The organism is Lachnospiraceae bacterium oral taxon 096 (assembly GCA_018141845.1).
Taxonomy (GTDB): domain Bacteria; phylum Bacillota; class Clostridia; order Lachnospirales; family Lachnospiraceae; genus F0428.
On record CP073340.1, the window covers coordinates 1,411,707 to 1,429,648 of the forward strand.

General features: G+C 38.9%; 14 protein-coding genes, 2 tRNA genes and 1 pseudogene. 13 read left to right on the forward strand and 4 right to left on the reverse strand.

Annotated elements, in window-relative coordinates:
• The first annotated feature begins 14 nt into the window (after positions 1–14).
• The 6 genes from J5A74_07045 to J5A74_07070 are packed head-to-tail and all read left to right on the forward strand — an operon-like array spanning position 15 to position 7,573.
• Positions 15–1,061: an ABC transporter substrate-binding protein gene (locus tag J5A74_07045; protein QUI95150.1), complete on the forward strand. Its 1,047-nt coding sequence runs from the start codon at positions 15–17 to the stop codon at positions 1,059–1,061.
• 9 nt (positions 1,062–1,070) lie between these two features.
• The gene (locus tag J5A74_07050) at positions 1,071–1,973 is read left to right on the forward strand and encodes an ABC transporter permease (protein ID QUI95151.1); all 903 of its coding nucleotides are present in this window, start codon (positions 1,071–1,073) and stop codon (positions 1,971–1,973) included.
• Positions 1,960–2,748 carry an ATP-binding cassette domain-containing protein gene (locus tag J5A74_07055; GenBank protein ID QUI95152.1) on the forward strand — a complete coding sequence of 263 codons (789 nt, stop codon included), beginning with the start codon at positions 1,960–1,962 and terminating at the stop codon, positions 2,746–2,748. Before J5A74_07050 ends, J5A74_07055 begins: the two co-directional genes overlap by 14 nt.
• A gap of 26 nt (positions 2,749–2,774) precedes the next feature.
• The gene (locus J5A74_07060; GenBank protein ID QUI95153.1) at positions 2,775–3,443 is read left to right on the forward strand and encodes a vitamin B12 dependent methionine synthase, activation domain protein; all 669 of its coding nucleotides are present in this window, start codon (positions 2,775–2,777) and stop codon (positions 3,441–3,443) included.
• Positions 3,444–3,465: 22 nt separating this feature from the next.
• A complete protein-coding gene (locus J5A74_07065) occupies positions 3,466–5,805 on the forward strand; it encodes a homocysteine S-methyltransferase family protein (GenBank protein QUI96851.1) in 2,340 nt (779 codons plus the stop codon).
• On the forward strand, positions 5,798–7,573 hold the full coding sequence (locus J5A74_07070) for a bifunctional homocysteine S-methyltransferase/methylenetetrahydrofolate reductase (GenBank protein QUI95154.1): 1,776 nt from the start codon (positions 5,798–5,800) through the stop codon (positions 7,571–7,573). The genes J5A74_07065 and J5A74_07070 overlap by 8 nt, the downstream gene beginning before the upstream one ends.
• Before the next feature lie 89 nt (positions 7,574–7,662).
• Here the strand turns inward: J5A74_07070 and glgB are convergent, their stop codons facing one another.
• A complete protein-coding gene (gene glgB / locus J5A74_07075) occupies positions 7,663–9,408 on the reverse strand; it encodes a 1,4-alpha-glucan branching protein GlgB (GenBank protein QUI95155.1) in 1,746 nt (581 codons plus the stop codon).
• A 180-nt stretch (positions 9,409–9,588) separates the two neighbouring features.
• On the opposite strand from glgB, the gene J5A74_07080 reads away from it, so the two are divergent.
• Complete coding sequence (locus tag J5A74_07080) at positions 9,589–10,140, forward strand: TetR/AcrR family transcriptional regulator (protein QUI95156.1); 552 nt, start codon at positions 9,589–9,591, stop codon at positions 10,138–10,140.
• A 16-nt stretch (positions 10,141–10,156) separates the two neighbouring features.
• Here J5A74_07080 and J5A74_07085 read toward each other — a convergent pair whose 3' ends face one another.
• Entirely contained in the window at positions 10,157–10,843 is a 687-nt protein-coding gene (locus tag J5A74_07085; protein QUI95157.1) for a DUF1275 domain-containing protein, read from the reverse strand.
• Positions 10,844–12,076: 1,233 nt separating this feature from the next.
• Between J5A74_07085 and J5A74_07090 the strand changes: the two genes are divergently transcribed.
• The 4 genes and pseudogenes from J5A74_07090 (at position 12,077) to tnpB (ending at position 15,963) form a co-directional block, all read left to right on the forward strand.
• The gene (locus tag J5A74_07090; protein QUI95158.1) at positions 12,077–12,937 is read left to right on the forward strand and encodes a hypothetical protein; all 861 of its coding nucleotides are present in this window, start codon (positions 12,077–12,079) and stop codon (positions 12,935–12,937) included.
• A 9-nt stretch (positions 12,938–12,946) separates the two neighbouring features.
• The gene (locus tag J5A74_07095) at positions 12,947–14,242 is read left to right on the forward strand and encodes an SLC13 family permease (protein ID QUI95159.1); all 1,296 of its coding nucleotides are present in this window, start codon (positions 12,947–12,949) and stop codon (positions 14,240–14,242) included.
• Between the two features lie 195 nt (positions 14,243–14,437).
• Positions 14,438–14,842 (forward strand): annotated as a pseudogene (gene tnpA, locus J5A74_07100) (IS200/IS605 family transposase).
• 17 nt (positions 14,843–14,859) lie between these two features.
• On the forward strand, positions 14,860–15,963 hold the full coding sequence (tnpB, locus tag J5A74_07105; protein ID QUI95160.1) for an IS200/IS605 family element transposase accessory protein TnpB: 1,104 nt from the start codon (positions 14,860–14,862) through the stop codon (positions 15,961–15,963).
• Positions 15,964–16,131: 168 nt separating this feature from the next.
• Here the strand turns inward: tnpB and J5A74_07110 are convergent.
• Together J5A74_07110 and J5A74_07115 are read right to left on the reverse strand one after the other, a co-directional pair.
• Positions 16,132–16,205, reverse strand: a tRNA-Met gene (locus J5A74_07110).
• A gap of 12 nt (positions 16,206–16,217) precedes the next feature.
• A tRNA-Val gene (locus tag J5A74_07115) sits at positions 16,218–16,290 on the reverse strand.
• A 147-nt stretch (positions 16,291–16,437) separates the two neighbouring features.
• On the opposite strand from J5A74_07115, the gene J5A74_07120 reads away from it, so the two are divergent.
• Together J5A74_07120 and J5A74_07125 are read left to right on the forward strand one after the other, a co-directional pair.
• The gene (locus tag J5A74_07120; protein QUI95161.1) at positions 16,438–17,367 is read left to right on the forward strand and encodes a YegS/Rv2252/BmrU family lipid kinase; all 930 of its coding nucleotides are present in this window, start codon (positions 16,438–16,440) and stop codon (positions 17,365–17,367) included.
• Positions 17,368–17,391: 24 nt separating this feature from the next.
• Entirely contained in the window at positions 17,392–17,931 is a 540-nt protein-coding gene (locus J5A74_07125; protein QUI95162.1) for a 2-C-methyl-D-erythritol 2,4-cyclodiphosphate synthase, read from the forward strand.
• The last annotated feature ends 11 nt before the right edge of the window (positions 17,932–17,942 follow it).

Consider the following 17,942-nt stretch of genomic DNA (forward strand, 5'->3'; position numbering starts at 1 on the left):
TAAGGAGAAAAGATATGAGAAGAGGATTAAAAACAGTAATTGGTGCGGTGGCTATGATGGCTCTTTTGGCTGGATGTGTGCCATCAGCAAAGCAGGAGACAACTTCAGCAGGATCAAGTGCAGCACAGACTCAAACAGCAAGTAAGGATATGAAAAAAATTGGTGTTGTGCAATTGATGGAGCACACATCATTAAATATTATCAATGATGCCATGATGAAGGAACTAAAAGAGCTTGGTTATGAGGACGGTGTCAATTGTAAGATTGATTACAAGAATGCACAGGGCGACATGAGCAATATTACAAGTATTATGCAAAATTTTGCAGGAAATAAGCAGGATGTGTTAGTTACTATTGCGACACCAGTAGCTCAGGGGGCTATGGAACTTGCAAAGACAACACCGGTTGTATTTTCAGCGGTGACGGATCCGATTGGAGCAGGGGTACTCACAAATATGGATGCACCGGATAAGGGAATGACAGGTACTTCCGATGCTGTACAAATTGACAAGATTATGGAACTTGCGATGAAGATTTCACCACAGGCAAAGAAGTTTGGTTATATCTATAATCCAGGTGAGGATAATTCTGTACATAATTTAAAGTTACTTGAGGATTTTGCAAAGAAAAATGGTTTGACGATTGAAACAGCAAGCATTTCGACCAGTGCAGAACTTCAGACGGCAGCATCAACACTATTTCCTAAGGTAGATGCTATTTTTGTGGCCAATGACAACACCGTAGCTTCTGCAATGCCGGTACTTGCACAAGAATCAGTAAAGGCAAAAAAACCAGTGTATGTGGGTGCAGATTCGATGGTAATGGACGGTGGATTTGCTACTGTAGGTATTGACTATGAAGATCTTGGAAAAGAAACGGCCAAGATGGTTGATGAGGTGCTAAAAGGAAAGAATGTCAAGGACATTCCTGTAAAGGTATTTAAGGATGACTTGTTCACTTATGTCAATGCAGATACGGCAAAAGCTTTAGGCATCACTATTCCAGATGAAATTAAGAATAGTCCAAAGTATAAGGAACTGACAACAAAGAAACAGCAATAAGAGGAGATTATGGCATTAACAACATTATTTGGCAATCTGGAGCAAGGGTGCATCTATGCCATATTGGCTCTTGGTCTCTTCATTGCCTTTCGAATTTTAAATTTGCCAGATCTTACCGTAGATGGCAGTTTTGTTACAGGTCTTGCCTATAGCTGTGTTTGGACAGTAGCAGGACATCCGTTGATTGGCATATTGATGGGAACCATTGGTGGATTGCTGGCTGGTGTGGTGACGGGAATATTTCACACCAAGTTAAAGGTTCATGAAATTTTGGCAGGAATTTTGACGATGACGGGGCTGTATTCAATTAACTTAATGATTATGAGAGGAAGTCCGAGTATTGCCTTTGTCAGTGGGGAAAAGACGATGTTTTCCTTTATTGAAGGAAAGATTTTTGCTGGTGGTGTGGACATCGGGAAATTAGTTGTGTTGATTGTAGTTGTTGTAGTGTTGATTGTCATTCTTGATGTATTTTTAAAGACACAGCCAGGACTTTCTCTGCGTGCAACAGGAGATAATGAAGCGATGGTGCGCAGCTCCAGTATCAATACAGATGTGATGAAGATTTTTGGATTTGCCCTTTGTAATATGATTGTGGCTCTTTCTGGTGCAATCTATGCACAGTACAATAAATCAGGAAATGTTGGTGTGGGAACAGGAATGTTGGTTCTTGGTCTGGCTAGTATTATTATTGGGGAGACAGCTGTTGGAAAAAGAGGAATGCTTCGCCACTTAATTGCCGTGGCTGTGGGAGCAGTGATCTATCGCTTGATTTTGGCTATTGCCTTCCAGCTTGGGTTGCCAGCAAGTAATTTAAAGTTATTTGCAGCCATCATTGTGGTTGGAGCCATTAGTATTCCACTAATCAAGCCATATATAGAGAAAAGGAGAAAGCGTCATGCTAGAAATTAAGGATTTAAATGTCATATTTAATAAGGACACAGTCAATGAAAAGCATGCACTCTGTGACTTATCTCTAAAGCTTGAAGATGGGGATTTTGTAACCGTGATTGGGAGCAATGGTGCAGGAAAGAGTACATTGCTCAATTCTATTGCGGGAAATATTGATGTCGACAGCGGAAGAATTTATAACAATGGTCGTGACATCACCTATGAAAAGGAATATAAGAGGGCAAGATACATTGGAAGATTGTATCAGGATCCATTAAAGGGAACAGCACCTCATATGACAATTGAGGAAAATTTGGGATTGGCATTTAGTCGAGGAAAGCGAATGCGTTTGGGTTTTGGGGTGAGAAAATCCGATAGAGTCTACTTTAAAGAAGTTTGTAAAAAACTTGGACTTGGACTAGAGACAAGATTGACTAGTGAAGTGGGATTACTATCTGGTGGACAGCGTCAGGCCCTTACCCTTTTAATGGCAACGCTTGAAACCCCTGAGTTATTGCTTCTTGATGAGCATACGGCAGCCCTTGATCCAAAGACCAGCCATCAAATTATGGAAATTACAAGAGAGATTGTGGAGAAAAATCACATTACGACCTTGATGATTACCCACAATATTCCCAATGCACTTGAATATGGCAATAAGACATTGGTGATGAACAAGGGAAGTATCTTGACCATTCTTTCAGGAGAAGAGAGAAAGAAGATGGGAGTGCAGGATATTATGAATTTGTATTCGACAACAGAAGAAGGACTGTCGGACCGAATGATATTATCGTAAGAAAGAGAATAAGAAGAGGAAATGATATGGAAGTAAGATTGCGCGAAGAAGACAAATCGGAGATTTTGCGCTATTTGGAATATCATGGTCAGCAGATGGAGGATCATCTAAGTGAACAAATTGATCGCTGTATGGAGATGATTTCTGATGCAGCACAACCAAGGTATGTTGTAAAGGAAGTAGAATTTCCTGAGCTTGGTGTTTTTCCACCAGAATATGCCTACCTGACAGGGGAAGATATTCATCGACATCTTGCAGGGTGTAAGGGGGCAGTCTTTATGGCAGCCACTCTTGGGGCAGAGGTGGAGAATACGATCCGAAGGGCACAGATTAAAAATGTTTCCGACGCAGTCATTATGGATTCATGTGCGAGCACCTTGATCGAAATTTTGTGTGACAATGTGGATGCAATGATGAGAGAAAAACACAAGGGGGAATATTTGACCACAAGATATTCACCAGGATATGGAGACTTGCCGATTACAGTACAAAAACAATTTTTAACAATGCTCAATACAAGTAGGACGATTGGACTTACTGTGAGTGAGAGTGGAATTATGATTCCAAGAAAGTCCGTTTCTGCGATTATTGGAATTTCTGATCATCTACCAGCAAAGGGATTGTCAGGATGTGGTCATTGTAATATGAAAAAGGCTTGTCGCTTTTTGAGGAGAGGAGTACGATGTGGAAAATAAAGTTTTCATTTTAGACGGTGGTATGGGAACCATGCTTCAGGCTGCTGGATTGCAGCCTGGAGAGCATCCAGAGAAATTTGGATACGAGCACCCAGAAATTGTCTGTGACATTCATAAAAAGTATATTGCTGCAGGAAGCGATATTATCTATGCCAATACCTTTGGTGCCAATTCGCACAAGATTGCAGGAAGTGGTATTGATACGGAGACCGCAGTAAAGGCAGCACTACAGGCAGCAAGGCAGGCAGTAGAAGAAAGTAAAAGAGAAGTAAAGGTGGCACTTGATGTCGGACCGATTGGAGAATTGCTTGAGCCGCTGGGCACATTGAAGTTTGAAGATGCCCTTGAAGTATATAAAGAGCAGATGATTGCGGGAGAAAAGTACGGGGCAGATCTTATTGTTATTGAGACTTTTACAGACCTTTATGATGCCAAGGCTGCTGTACTTGCAGCTAAGGAAAACACAAAACTGCCGGTTTGGGTGACGATGAGCTATGAAGAGAGCGGAAGAACCTTTACAGGAACAAAGATTGGTGCAATGGCAATGACCTTAGAGGGACTTGGCGTGGACGGTATTGGTATCAACTGTTCACTTGGACCAAATGAAATTTTAAAGTTGGCAAAAGAACTCAGAGAATGGACCGATGTCCCAATGATTATCAAGCCAAATGCAGGTCTTCCGGATCCAAAGACAGGGGAATATGACCTTGGGGCAGAGGATTTTGGTCGCCAGATGGTAGAGTTTTTAAAGCTTGGTGTGCATGCAATGGGTGGATGTTGTGGAACGACGCCAGAATACATCCAAAATTTATGTAAAGAAGTCAAAGAAGCAGGAGAGGTAAAAGTAGAAAGACCAGAGCATATTCGACGGGGAGTTTGCTCAGCAACAACGATGGCTGAGTATGGCAAAGTTTTAGTTGTCGGGGAAAGATTAAATCCAACAGGAAAGAAAAGATTTGCTCAGGCTTTAGTTGATCATGACTTTGAATATATTTCAAGAGTTGCGTTAGAAGAAGAAGACAGTGGAGCAGATGTATTAGATGTCAATGTTGGTGTTCCGGGGGTAGACGAAGTTCCATTGATGGTTTCTGTCATTAAATCATTGCAGGGCATTGTATCCTTGCCATTACAGATTGACTCGTCAGACCCAGCGGCACTGGAAGCGGGACTTCGTGTCTACAATGGTAAGGCAATTATTAATTCTGTCAATGCAGATGATGAGAGACTGGCATTGATTTTACCAATTGCCAAAAAGTATGGTGCAGCTATTATTGGATTGACCCTTGACGAGGGCGGAATTCCACAGACTGCGCAGGAAAGAGTGGCTCATGCTGAACATATTTTAGAGAAAGCACTAGAATATGGCATTAAAAAAGAGGATGTCATTATTGACTGTCTGACGCTTACTGTATCCGCACAGCAGGATCAGGCAAAGGAGACATTAAAGGCTGTGCGTGAGGTACATGAGCGATTGGGGCTTCATTGTACCTTGGGGGTGAGCAATATATCTTTTGGTCTTCCACAGAGAAGCCACATCAATGAGAGCTTCTTAACTCAAGCGATGCACTGTGGACTAGATTTGCCAATTATTAATCCAAATATTTCTGGTATGATGGATGCCGTCTTTGCTTACCGTGTGCTTGCAGGTGAAGATGAAAATAGTGATGCCTATATTAAGCGTTTTTCTGATCAATCGGCAATGGCACAAAAGCCAGAGAGTGCACAAGAAAAGAGTGAGGAAACCATTGAGAGTGCTGTACTAAAAGGACTCAAAGAAGAGGTAAAAAAGCTGACCAAGATACATCTAGAAACGATGAGTGAAGTGGAACTAATTAATACAAAATTAATTCCTGCACTTGATGTTGTTGGCGAGCAATATGAAAAGCAGATTATTTTCCTTCCACAGTTGATCAATGCAGCAAATGCAGCCAGTGCAGGATTTGATATTATTAAGGAACGCATTGCACAGTCTAGTGACGGCAACTCAAATAAGGGAAAGATTGTCGTTGCTACTGTAAAAGGGGATGTCCATGATATTGGAAAGAATATTACGAAAGTTATTCTAGAAAATTATGGCTATCAAGTATTTGATCTTGGGCGAGATGTGCCAATCGAATTGGTAGCAAAGACAGTTGAGCAAGAGCATGTCAACTTAGTCGGACTTTCCGCTTTGATGACGACTTCTCTTCCATCGATGAAAGAGACCATTCTTGCAGTAAAGAAAGTCAATCCAAATTGTAAGGTGTGGGTTGGCGGAGCGGTGCTCACAGAAGACTATGCCATGGAAATGGGGGCCGATTACTATGCAAAGGATGCGAGAGCTTCAGTAGACATCGCAAAAGAGGTACTAGATCATGCATAATCAAGGAAAAGTGAGTATTCGAGAATTTTTACAAAACAATGTTTTGATTTTTGATGGTGCAATGGGAACTTATTATTCCTCTATTGTCAATGAGCCTGCAATAAATTGTGAAATGGCAAACATTCAACATCCAGAAGTCATTGAAAGCATTCATAAAGAATATATTGCAGCAGGTGCTCATGCCATTAAGACCAATACTTTTGGGGTTAATCGAAAAAATTTTGGAGAAAATTCAAAATTATTGGAGCAATTGGTTGATGCTGCGGTAGAGATTGCTCGTCGTTCAGCCAATGATACAACCTATATCTTTGCAGATATTGGTCCAATTGATGGTGAGGAAGAAGAAAAGGTTGTTGAGCAATATAAAGAAGTGGTCGATTTGTTTTTAAAACAGGGGATTAATGATTTCTTGTTTGAAACCAATTCTTCCATAACAGGGCTTTTTGAAACCGCTAGGTACATCAAGGAAAAATCTCCAGAAGCTTTTATTATCAATTCCTTTGCTGTTTTGCCCGATGGCTATAGCAGTGAGGGACGATATTATCGCAAATTGCTCTCAAGAAATGAGGAAAATGCAAGTGTAGATATTCTTGGACTGAATTGTGTCTGTGGTCCAGCACATATGCTCACGCTTTTAGAAAATGTTCATACTACAGACATTAGCATTATGCCCAATGCAGGTTATCCTGTGGTTCGCGGCAGAAGAACTTTCTATAGCAATGGACCTACATATTATGCCGAGCAGCTTGAGAATATTGTCAAAAGGGGCGTACAGATTGTCGGTGGATGTTGTGGAACGACGCCAGCACATATCAAGGCTTTTGTGGAGAGACTTGGGAGTACATCATTTGTAAGGCAAAAGATACAGCCAAAGAGTGTTGTGGTGACAGAGGAAAAAAATGAATCCAAAAATCACTTGTGGAGGAAATTAGAGGAAGGGAAAAAGGTCATTGCTGTGGAGCTCGACTCGCCTAAAAATGCGGATTTGTCTGGATTTATGGAGAGTGCAAGGCGTTTGCAGGCCGCAGGAGTGGACACACTGACCATTGCTGATTGTCCAATTGCAGTGGCCAGAATGGACAGTGCCCTCTTAGCTTGTAAGGTAAAGAGAGAACTCGGTCTGGATGTCATTCCGCATATGACTTGTAGAGATCGAAATATTAATGCCATCAAAGCACTTTTGCTTGGTATGCATGCAGAAGAAATCTATAATATTTTAGCTATTACCGGCGATCCTATTCCCAATGCACAGAGAAATGAAGTCAGCAGTGTCTACCAGTTTAATTCGAGAAAACTTGCTGCCTATATTGACTCATTAAATGCAGAAGTTTTTGATGAGGGATATAAAATTTATGGTGCACTCAATGTCAATGCGAGAAATTTTGAGGTAGAATTAAGGCGTGCAGAGCAAAAGATAGAGCATGGAATGGTGGGATTTTTGACACAGCCAGTGCTCACACAAGAAGCAGTTGAAAACTTAGCAAAGGCAAGAGAGCAATTGAGTGCCAAAATTTTGGGTGGAATTATTCCTGTAGTGAGCGAAAAAAATGCCCGCTTTATGGATAGCGAGGTCAATGGCATTCGTGTTTCTGAAGAGATTATTTCTCAATATGTGGGAAAAAATAGAGAAGAGGGAGAACAACTAGCGGTTGAGATTTCTCTTGATATGGCAAAGAAGATAAAATCCTATATTGATGGATATTATTTGATTACACCATTTAATCGAGTGGCTTTAATGGAAAAGATTATTGAGGGATTAAGGGAGTAAGGAAGATCTTGTAGCAGTAAATTGAAGAGCCAGCCAGGGAATATCCTTGGCTGGCTCTTTGTTTATTCAAAATGAACTGGTTAGCTCAGTTATGAAAGAAGTAAACCACTAAATGGTGGAAGATCAATATGGACAAGTTCTCCCACTAGGCGAAGATGAAGCTCGCAATCAGTACGATCTGTATTTAGTAAAATTTTTGGCAGGCTCTTGGCAGAGAAGGTGTAATCTCTGTAGCATTGGTCAGAAAAATTAAATAGTCCGATGAGCGTTTCCTTGCCATCACTTCGCTTCATAGAGTAGATGATATCCTCTGTATAATCACAATCTATCCATGAAAATCCCGATGTCTCATAGTCCTTCTCCCAAAAGGCAGGGTGAGAGAGGTAGAGGTGATTGAGTTCCATAATATAGTGGTGGAAGTGATCGTGTATAGGAAAATCTAGGAGATTCCAATCCTGCTCTCTCTTTTCGTCCCATTCTCTCATATGTCCGATTTCGTTGCCCATAAAGTTGAGCTTTTTCCCCGGGTGAAGCATCATATAGAGATAGAGGGCACGAGCTTGGGCAAATTTTTCGTCATAATTTCCAAACATCTTTTGTACAATGGTTGCCTTTCCGTGAACAACCTCGTCGTGGGAGAAGGGAAGGAGATAGTGTTCATTGTAAAAATACATCATGGAAAAGGTCAACTTGTGGTAGTGATATTTTCGTTCATTGACGGGTGTGGCAAAGAAATTCAGAGTGTCATGCATCCAACCTAAATCCCATTTGTAATCAAATCCGAGCCCACCAACTTCGACAGATTTTGTGATATTTGCGAAGTTTGTGGAGTCCTCTGCAATTAAGATACAATGTGGATTTCTCTTCTTTAACCCCACATTCATAAACTTAATAAAGTCCACTGCATTTTTATTGACACCTCGTCGCTCATCTCCCTGCCAGTAAATAATACGACTGATGGCATCCATGCGAATGCCGTCAAAATGAAATTCCTCAAGCCAGTAATTGGCAGCAGATTGAAGAAGGCTGCGTACCTCACCTCGAGAGTGCATGAAATTACAACTTCCCCATTCGCTCACACCGACATCGCTGTGTGGGTACTCATAGAGATAGGTGCCATCGTATTTGGCCAGTCCATATTGGTCGACGGCAAAGTGAACAGGGACAAAATCAAGAATAACGCCGATATTTTCTTGGTGCAGGGCATCAATAAGCATTTTTAATTGCCTTGCTGTGCCATAGCGACTGGTTGGAGAGAAAAATCCTGTGTTTTGATATCCCCAGCTTTCATCGCAAGGGTGTTCGCTAATTGGCATAAATTCGACATAATTGTAGCCATTTTCTTTGAGATAAGGGATGAGAAGGGGAATGAGTTCATCATAGCGATACCAATCCTCTTGCTCGCTGCCTTTTTTCTTCCATGAGCCAAGATGCATTTCATAGATATTGAGGGGACCATTGGTTTCTATCTTTCGGTTTTGCATCCAGTTTTTGTCTTGAAAGTTGTAATTTTTTAGATCCCTGACGATAGAAAAATACTTTGGTCTTAGTTCCATCCCAAAGCCAAATGGATCAGAGTGAATACACTCTTTGCCATCAGCTCCCCAAATTTTGTAGTAATAGCTGTCACCATCTTGAATATTGGAAACGGTAACTTCATAAAAGTTTCCATCGTGTATGCACTTCATTTCATAAGCGACATCGTGAATATAAAGTTCAACATACTTTGCAGCAGGTGCAAATGTGCGAAAAACAGTTTGTTTCCCTTCGATGTGTGCACCAAGCCATTGATGGGCATCAAATATTTGCCCTGTGTAAAATCCATAAAAATCCATAAATACCTCCAATTTATCCTAAATATCTTCGTGACAATTTCTATTTGTTTCTACTTGCAATTTTTATATAGATTAGCATAGACTATGGAAATGGGATATAATCAATATGGAGAAATCGTAAAATATCAGACGATAATAAGAATAAGTCTATTAGTATACGGGATGTGGATCGGAGAAAAAATGGATTTGAGACAGATAAAAACAAAAAATGCTCTTTGTAGTGCCTTTTTGGAGTTGCGTGCACATAAGGAGCTTTCGAAAATAACCATCAAGGAATTATGTGAGTTGGCACAAGTGAGTAAAGCAACATTTTATTTACATTATCGAGATATCTATGATTTGTCCGATTGTCTTATTGAGAGCACAATGCGTGCGGTGGCTGAGCAGATTTGTCATCCAGAATGGATATTATCTGCACCAAAGAAGTTTAGCAATGAGTTGATTTGTGCACTAAAGTCACAGGATAGTATGATTCGCATTTTATTTTCTGGTTTAAAGGAATCTTTACTTCCAAGAACTTTGGAAAAAGAGATGAAAAAGAGATTATATGTGGAATGGCCAAAGCTAAGGAGTGATGCTCAGTGGAATATGCTTTTGACCTTTTTGGTGATGGGAGGATATTATACCTATTACCGATATAGCCGAATGTATTCTGAAAAGATGGTCACGGATAGCATCAACCATATGGTGGACATTCTATGTGAGGATTTTGGACTAGGGGAGAAAGAATAGGAAAAAGCCAGCCAGATTATTTCTGGTTGGCTTTTTCTAATTTTTTATTATTCTTCTCTATTTCTGGAGTGAAGACAATAATGAGTAGTGCAATCAAGAGAATGATAAACTCAAGGAATGTACTTTTAGAACCAAGAAGACTATATCCTGAGGCAGCAATAAAGGCACCAATAGCAAAACAAAAAATGTTTTGGCTGTAAAAAATTCCTTTTTTGAGAAATTCTTTGTCTTTGGTAATTAAATGCTGCGTAAAGGCAAGAGTCGCTTGCTTTAGATTATTGGTCATAAACAGGGGAGAGGAATTATATCCATTGGCTCCTGTAAAGGTTCCCCACTGGAATGCTGCAGAGAAAAAAAATGGATAAATTCTTAAGAGTGGGTGGATGTTATTAGAGAGAAGGTAAGTTACCACCACAGCACAGGCATTGACGACAAGTACGGCCTTTTGCATATGGAGTTTAGTGTAGTAGGAAAGTAAATAGTTGGACATTACACCACTGGCAAAGACAAAAAGTACTCCTACACGAATAATAAATTCTAAAAAATCTCCACCAGAAAGACTTCTCATAAAGTTAATCATATTTCCTGTGATGGCATTTGTAAAATTGCCACCAAGAGCAATGATCGAATATGCACCCATAAATCCTCCGGAGATCGTCAACAACCAATGTAAAAATAGTTCTCGATTTTTTTTAAGATTCATAAGTAAAACCTCATTTCTTGTGTATTTTTACAAAAAAACATTCTACTCTTTTTTTGAAAAAAAGCAAGGTTGAGCGAGGAGAGAAATTATTTTATTAAAAAAAAATTAAAAAAAGACTAGACAAAAATAAAGATGTGTGCTACATTGTTGTCAACGAAAAAAATAGTCACATAAGTTGCCAAGATTTCAGAGGAAGATATTTATCATCCATCTTAAATTATTGATTTAATTAAGTTGTTCTGACTTTGTGAGAGTATGGCCATTGAGACTGTGGAATGTTTTATCCATAGGATTAAAGGAGTCGTATATTCTTTCATCACAAAGTCAGGACTTTTTTTGTTGTCTGTTTGTGTTGAAAGCTTCTCATTAAAGTTCAGAGTGTGCGTGAAAATAAGATGAATTGGGAAAGGAGTAGACACAATGAAGAGTCAGATTTTTGGTTACGGGGTTCCCCCGTAACTTCCATCTTAGGTAAACAGAAAGCAAAAATCAAATGAGCCTGCAATGATGCTGAGCGTATGGATACTCAGAGCAGGTGAGTTTGGAGAATATATTGCATGGAATCAAAATTTCAAGTGTATTTTGTGCTTAGCATGGCTGTTTTGGAGACTGTGACATCGATCATAAGACGCACCGCATAGGAAATGAAAATAGCAGAAGTGGTTCTTTGTTGACCTATTTTCAGTGAATATGGGGAAAAGAGAGAGATTCGGTGGTGATGGATGGGTCGCTGAAAAGACAGTAAACCACATGATAAGTAAGGAATACATTGCATGGGAGTAGGACTTTGCCTATGTTGATCTTGCTTTGGAATGGAGTTTCGAAATAAGAATATGGAGGAGGACAATGACCATTTGACTGTTTTGAGAATGGTTACTCTGGTGAAAGTATTTGTAAGGACGGAATGAGGGTTGCTATGTGGTATCAAGCAAGTATGTACTAGAGATGAAGAAATGTTGTATTGAGACTTCACAAGAGAGAGTTATATTATGAAGTTGTACTAAATTCTGGGATTAGACAACAAAGTGTTGTAATGAATTGAGTGAGGTGTAAACATCATCTTTTTCTTTCTGGGACGAAAAAGGTGAATAGCAAAAATGGGGTTAGCACATTGTATAGAAAATGTGCTAGCTCTATTTGGCGTTTCACTTCTTTAGCAGAGTAGTATTTTAGTACTTGAATATAATAGTGACATTGTGTATATTATAGAAATAACTAAGAAAGGAGAAAAAGATGGAAGAGAAGGTGACCTTAGAGGGAGTTATTGATATGCATGTTCACACAAATCCAGATTTGCGTGTTCGTGCATACAATGATTTTGAACTCTGTGATGCTGCGGTACGTGTTGGTGCAAGGGCCATTGTAATTAAATCGCATCTTGGGGATACTGTGGAGCGAGCAATTATGACAAATGTGTATAATAAAATTGTACATGGTGAGAATACATTTGAGATGTTTGGCGGAATTGTACTCAATAAAAATATTGGAGGTATCAATCCAACGGCCGTAGAGACAGGACTGAAGTTGGGAGCCAAGGTCATTTGGTTGCCAACACAATCATCAAGAAATCATTTAGTCAGAATGAAACAGGATCTATCAAAGAGTGTGGATGTTATTCAAGATGGAAAAATTGTGCCAGAGTTAAGAGATGTCTTTTCCTTAATCAAGGAACACAATGCAGTACTTGCGACCGCACATATTTCAGTGGATGAGTGTTTTAGAGTTGTTGAAGCTGCAAAGAACTATGGCATTGAAAAAATTGTCATTACTCATCCAGAATGGTCATTGGTTGGAATGAGCATTGAACAACAGGCAAGGCTTGTTCGGGATTATGATGTTATTTTGGAGCATTGCTTTGCACAGCCACTGGGCGGTGGAAAGTACAAGAGCAATATGGAAGAAAACTTGGCGACGATAGAAGCTTGTGGCTATAAAAATGTAATGGTGGATACTGATGGTGGTCAAGTGGAGAACCCACATTGGGAGATTGCATTACAACAATATATGCAATATCTTTTTGATCATGGCATTCCAAGGGATCAACTTCGCTATATGACACAGGATATTGCAGCAAATTTATTGGGAATTCAATAGGGGGAATGAATGGTAAGCTTACTTATTGTATTAGCTATTTTGTTGGCTATTGTATTGGGATATCACACAAAGATAAATACAGGATTCTTTGCCATTGTATTTGCTTATTTGATTGGGTGTTTTGCGATGGGATTAAAACCAAAAGATGTTATTTCTGGATGGCCAATCAGTACAATGTTTATTATTTTGGCCGTGTCTTTGTTTTATAATTTTGCCCTTGTCAATGGAACATTAGACAAGACAGCAAGATATCTTCTCTATGCCTGTCGACGGTTTCCAGCACTTTTGCCATTTGCACTTTATTTTGCAGCTGCAGTGATTGCAGCACTTGGTGCAGGCTTTTTTACAGTGATGGCATTTATGGCACCAGTAACTTTGCTCTTATGTGAAGATGCGAAGATGGATAAATTGACGGGGGCCGTAGCAGTCAATTGTGGAGCACTCTCTGGAGCCAATTTTATGACCAGTGGAAGTGGTATTATTTTTAGTGGGTTGATGGAGAATATAGGTTTTGGAGCACAATCTTTTCAATTTGCAGGGAATATATTCATTGCAAGTGTGATTTTTTCTATATTATTTATTGCTCTGTTTTTCTTTACAACAAAGGAAAATCGTCATGTCGGGGAAGGCATAGTATTTGAAAAACCTGAGCCATTTACGGCAGTACAGAAAACAAATTTATATTTGATTTTATTGATGATGATTGTTGTTTTGATTTTCCCGATTTTTAATCGACTTTTTTCAAATGTGAAGATTATCAGTAATATTAATGGCAAGATTGATGTTGGATTGGTTGCTATTATCTTTTCAGTTATTGCACTTTTATTGAATCTTGCACCTCAAAATGAAGTTGTAGCTAAAGTTCCATGGAATACGATTCTTATGATTTGTGGAGTGGGAATGTTGATTAATGTGGCGGTTAAGGCAGGAACCATTGATCTGCTTGCAGCGTGGACTGGTGCCAATATTCCAACTTGGGCATTGCCAATTGCATTTACTGCGATTGCTGCAATTATGAGCTTTTTTTCCAGTACTTTGGGTGTGGTTTGCCCGGCATTATTTCCTATTGTACCACAAATTGCAGCGGCCACAGGAATTGATCCTGTTGTGTTATTTGCCTGCATTGTCATTGGTGGTCAATCATCTGCGATTTCTCCATTTTCGTCTGGAGGAAGCTTGGTTTTAGGTTCTTGTGCAACGGAAGAAGATCGAAATCAAATGTTTCCAAAGTTATTGTTCAAGGCCGTTCCGATGAGTGTAATTTCTGCGATTATTTTTAGTGCAGTAATGGCTTTAGTTTTATAAGATTTTTGAAAATATAAAATTCATGGAATTTGCCTGTGAGATAGGGGGGCTGTCGCACTAAGGGATTAGTGTGCACCCTCCCTATATTATTACGCAAAAATTGTACCTTGAAATAATGCTACCGCAATCCCACTAGCTTTAGATGGTGGGTTAAGGTAGCAAAAAATAGATATTTGTGATACAATAACTAGCGTTATGGGAGTATGGAAATCAAAGAATAGACACAAATATTTATTACAGTATCATATTATTTTTTGTATGTATGTATAGAAAAAAGCTTTTAGTATCAAAAGAAATATCAGATTATATAAAACAATTTTCTTATGAGATATGCACAAAGAGTAATATAATCATAAAATATATGGAAACAGACAAAGACCATATACACTATATGATAGAAACTGAGCCTACAATATCCATAAGTAAAGTAGTTAATCTAATTAAGAGTTATACAACATATCATATATGGAAAAAGCATACAGAATATCTTAAGAATCATTTTGGAAAGAACATACATTTTGGACGGATGGATATTTTGCTTGTAGCGTAGGCAATGTTTCTGAAGAAATGTTAAAGCAATATATAGAAAATCAAGGGTAGAAAGGCGGGTAAGCTTAATGTTAAAGGCATATAGATATCGGATTTATCCAAACAAAGAGCAAGAAATACAGTTAGCAAAGACATTTGGCTGTTGTCGTTTTGTATATAATCAAACCCTTGCGTACAGAAAAGATGCTTATGAAAAAGAAAAAAAGTCTGTCAGTAAGACAGATTGTAATAATTATTGCAATAGAGAGCTGAAAAAAGCTTATGAATGGCTAAAAGAAGTAGATAAATTTGCTTTAACAAATGCAATTTATAATATGGATAGTGCTTATCAAAAGTTTTTCAAAGAACATGCAGGTTATCCAAAGTTTAAGAGTAAGCACAGTAATCGTAAATCATATACAACCAATTTTACAAATGGGAATATAACTGTAGATTTTGATAGAGGAAGAATAAAGCTGCCAAAATTAAAAAGGGTAAAAATAAAATTACATAGAAAATTTTCAGGTCGGATAAAAACAGCAACTATATCTAAGGTACCAAGTGGCAAGTACTATGTGTCTGTTCTTGTAGAAACTGAACATAGTCCACTTGTAAAGACAAACGGACAAATAGGATTGGATTTAGGAATAAAAGATTTATGTATCACATCAGATGGGAAGAAATATGAAAATCCGAAGACAATTAAAAAATATGAGAAAAAGCTTACAAAATTACAAAGACAATTAGCAAATAAAACAAAGGGGAGTAGGAACTATCAGAAAAAAAGGAAACAAATAGCACTATGCCATGAGAAAATAGCTAATACAAGAAAAGATTATCTGCATAAGATTTCAAGCGAAATTATAAACGAAAACCAAGTGATAGTTTCGGAAAACTTACAGATAAAAAATATGGTGAAAAATCATAATTTAGCGAAAACTATAAGCGATGTATCGTGGTATGAGCTGACAAGACAACTGGAATATAAGTCAAAATGGAATGGTAGAAATTATATTAAGATAGATACATTTTATGCAAGTAGCCAGCTATGTTTTAGTTGTGGATATAAAAATACAAATGTAAAAGATCTAAAAGTAAGAGATTGGATGTGTCCTTTCTGCAATACAAAACACGATAGAGATATCAATGCGGCAAAAAATATATTGGCAGAAGGATTAAGACAAGTAGTATAAGAAAAAACAATAGGGCAGGGACTGCCCGAATTAACGCCTGTGGAGATAGTAGGTTGCGAGGTCAGCGAAGCAGGAAGCCCATAGGCTTTAGACTATGGGTAGTTCACTGAGGAAGGATATCAATTTGAGTAAAATAAAAAGCCCTGAACTTTGTTCAAGGCTTTTCGATAGCGGAAGGGAGATTTGAACTCTCGACACCACGGGTATGAACCGTGTGCTCTAGCCAACTGAGCTATTCCGCCATATTGTTGAAATGGGACCTATAGGGCTCGAACCTATGACCCTCTGCTTGTAAGGCAGATGCTCTCCCAGCTGAGCTAAGATCCCTTGCTTCAACGCCTCATCAGTATATAATGAATTGTTTTAATTGTCAACAGTATTTTGAAAATATTTTTGAAAATATTTTTCAGTGGAAAGATAACCTGTTTTTGTGGTAAAATGAAATAACTACGATAAAGATATGATAAAGAGAATATGGAGAAAATATTGCTGATTTTTATTGTCAATCCAAATGCGGGCAGAAAAAAAGGTTCTCGTATTTGGAAAAAAGTGGAACGCTTTCTTGTGAGACGAAAAATTGAATATGAATGGTATATGACCGTGGAGTCTGGAGATGCAAAAAAGATTGCGGCAAATCTGACGAGTGGAATTAGTTATGGCAAAAAAGTGGTACTTGTCGTCATTGGTGGGGATGGAACAATCAATGAGGTGATCAATGGAATGCATATTTCTGACCATGTGACATTGGCTGTTATTCCAGCTGGAGTGAGTAATGATTTTGCAAGGGCACTTAAGATCAGAAAGAATCCGATCCGTGCACTCAAAAATATTGTGCAGAGTAAAGGTGAGGTAAAAATTGACTATGGCATTGTCAGCTATGGCGAGGGACAGCATCGAAGATTTGTTGTCAGCTGTGGCATTGGATTAGATGCCGCTATGGTCAATATTCGAGCAGAGAAGGAGAGGCAGGAGCAAAAGAAAAAACACTCACTTGCCTATCTTTTGTCTGCGATAGCACACATCATATCTAGTAAAACAGTGGGAGGCTGTGTTATACTGGACGATGCAAAGAAGATGGAATTTAATCACATTGCCTTTGTTTCTATGCATATTCAGCCTACAGAGTGCGGAGGATTTCGATTTGCAGAGAAGGCATCAGCTCAAGATGGTCTTCTTTCTTCGTGTGTGATGTTTTCAAAAAAGAAATTGAAATTATTGAGAAATCTAATTGCTGCGCGAATGGGAAAACACCTCAATTATGCCGGTGTGCGCAAATATGACAACAGTGATATCAAGGTTTTATTGCAGTCACCACAATATTTGCACGCCGATGGAGAGGTACTTGGAAAATTTCAAAGTATAGAGGTCAATTGTGTTTCAAGTAAGATAAGGTGTATAATGTAATGAAAAGATAGATTGGAGTTATCGATGAGAATTGGACATGGTTATGATGTGCATCGACTGGTTGCGGATAGAAAGTTGATTCTCGGTGGAGTGGAAATTCCTCATTCACTTGGACTCTTAGGTCATTCGGATGCTGATGTACTTTTGCATGCAATTTCTGATGCACTTCTTGGAGCAGCAGCACTTGGGGATATTGGACAGCATTTTCCAGATACAGATGAGAAATACCGAGGGATTTCTTCCCTATTATTACTGCGAGAGGTTTCAGATTTGGTTAATTTGCAGGGGTTGATTGTAGAAAATATTGATGCAACAATTGTTGCACAGAGACCAAAGTTGCGTCCCTACATCGACATGATGCGGGAAAATATTGCAGAGGCACTGGGCATTGATATCTCACAAGTCAATGTCAAGGCCACAACAGAGGAAGGTCTTGGAATTAGTGGAAGTGAGGAGGGCATATGTGCATATGCGGTTTGCCTTCTCAGTGCAGTTTCTGATATTTCCTATGTACAGGCAAGTGGATGTGCAGGTTGTGGTGGCTGCAAGAGCAATGATTTTTAGGAGGATAAGAT

Bases quoted from the DNA above. Each gene is read 5' to 3' on its own strand.
- J5A74_07055 (QUI95152.1), top strand. From the start codon at position 1,960: ATGCTAGAAATTAAGGATTTAAATGTCATATTTAATAAGGACACAGTC.
- J5A74_07090 (QUI95158.1), top strand. From the start codon at position 12,077: ATGGAAGAGAAGGTGACCTTAGAGGGAGTTATTGATATGCATGTTCAC.
- J5A74_07095 (QUI95159.1), top strand. From the start codon at position 12,947: ATGGTAAGCTTACTTATTGTATTAGCTATTTTGTTGGCTATTGTATTG.
- tnpB (QUI95160.1), top strand. From the start codon at position 14,860: ATGTTAAAGGCATATAGATATCGGATTTATCCAAACAAAGAGCAAGAA.
- J5A74_07065 (QUI96851.1), top strand. From the start codon at position 3,466: ATGGGAACCATGCTTCAGGCTGCTGGATTGCAGCCTGGAGAGCATCCA.
- J5A74_07070 (QUI95154.1), top strand. From the start codon at position 5,798: ATGCATAATCAAGGAAAAGTGAGTATTCGAGAATTTTTACAAAACAAT.
- J5A74_07045 (QUI95150.1), top strand. From the start codon at position 15: ATGAGAAGAGGATTAAAAACAGTAATTGGTGCGGTGGCTATGATGGCT.
- J5A74_07060 (QUI95153.1), top strand. From the start codon at position 2,775: ATGGAAGTAAGATTGCGCGAAGAAGACAAATCGGAGATTTTGCGCTAT.
- J5A74_07125 (QUI95162.1), top strand. From the start codon at position 17,392: ATGAGAATTGGACATGGTTATGATGTGCATCGACTGGTTGCGGATAGA.
- J5A74_07080 (QUI95156.1), top strand. From the start codon at position 9,589: ATGGATTTGAGACAGATAAAAACAAAAAATGCTCTTTGTAGTGCCTTT.
- J5A74_07120 (QUI95161.1), top strand. From the start codon at position 16,438: ATGGAGAAAATATTGCTGATTTTTATTGTCAATCCAAATGCGGGCAGA.
- J5A74_07050 (QUI95151.1), top strand. From the start codon at position 1,071: ATGGCATTAACAACATTATTTGGCAATCTGGAGCAAGGGTGCATCTAT.
- J5A74_07085 (QUI95157.1), bottom strand. From the start codon at position 10,843: ATGAATCTTAAAAAAAATCGAGAACTATTTTTACATTGGTTGTTGACG.
- glgB (QUI95155.1), bottom strand. From the start codon at position 9,408: ATGGATTTTTATGGATTTTACACAGGGCAAATATTTGATGCCCATCAA.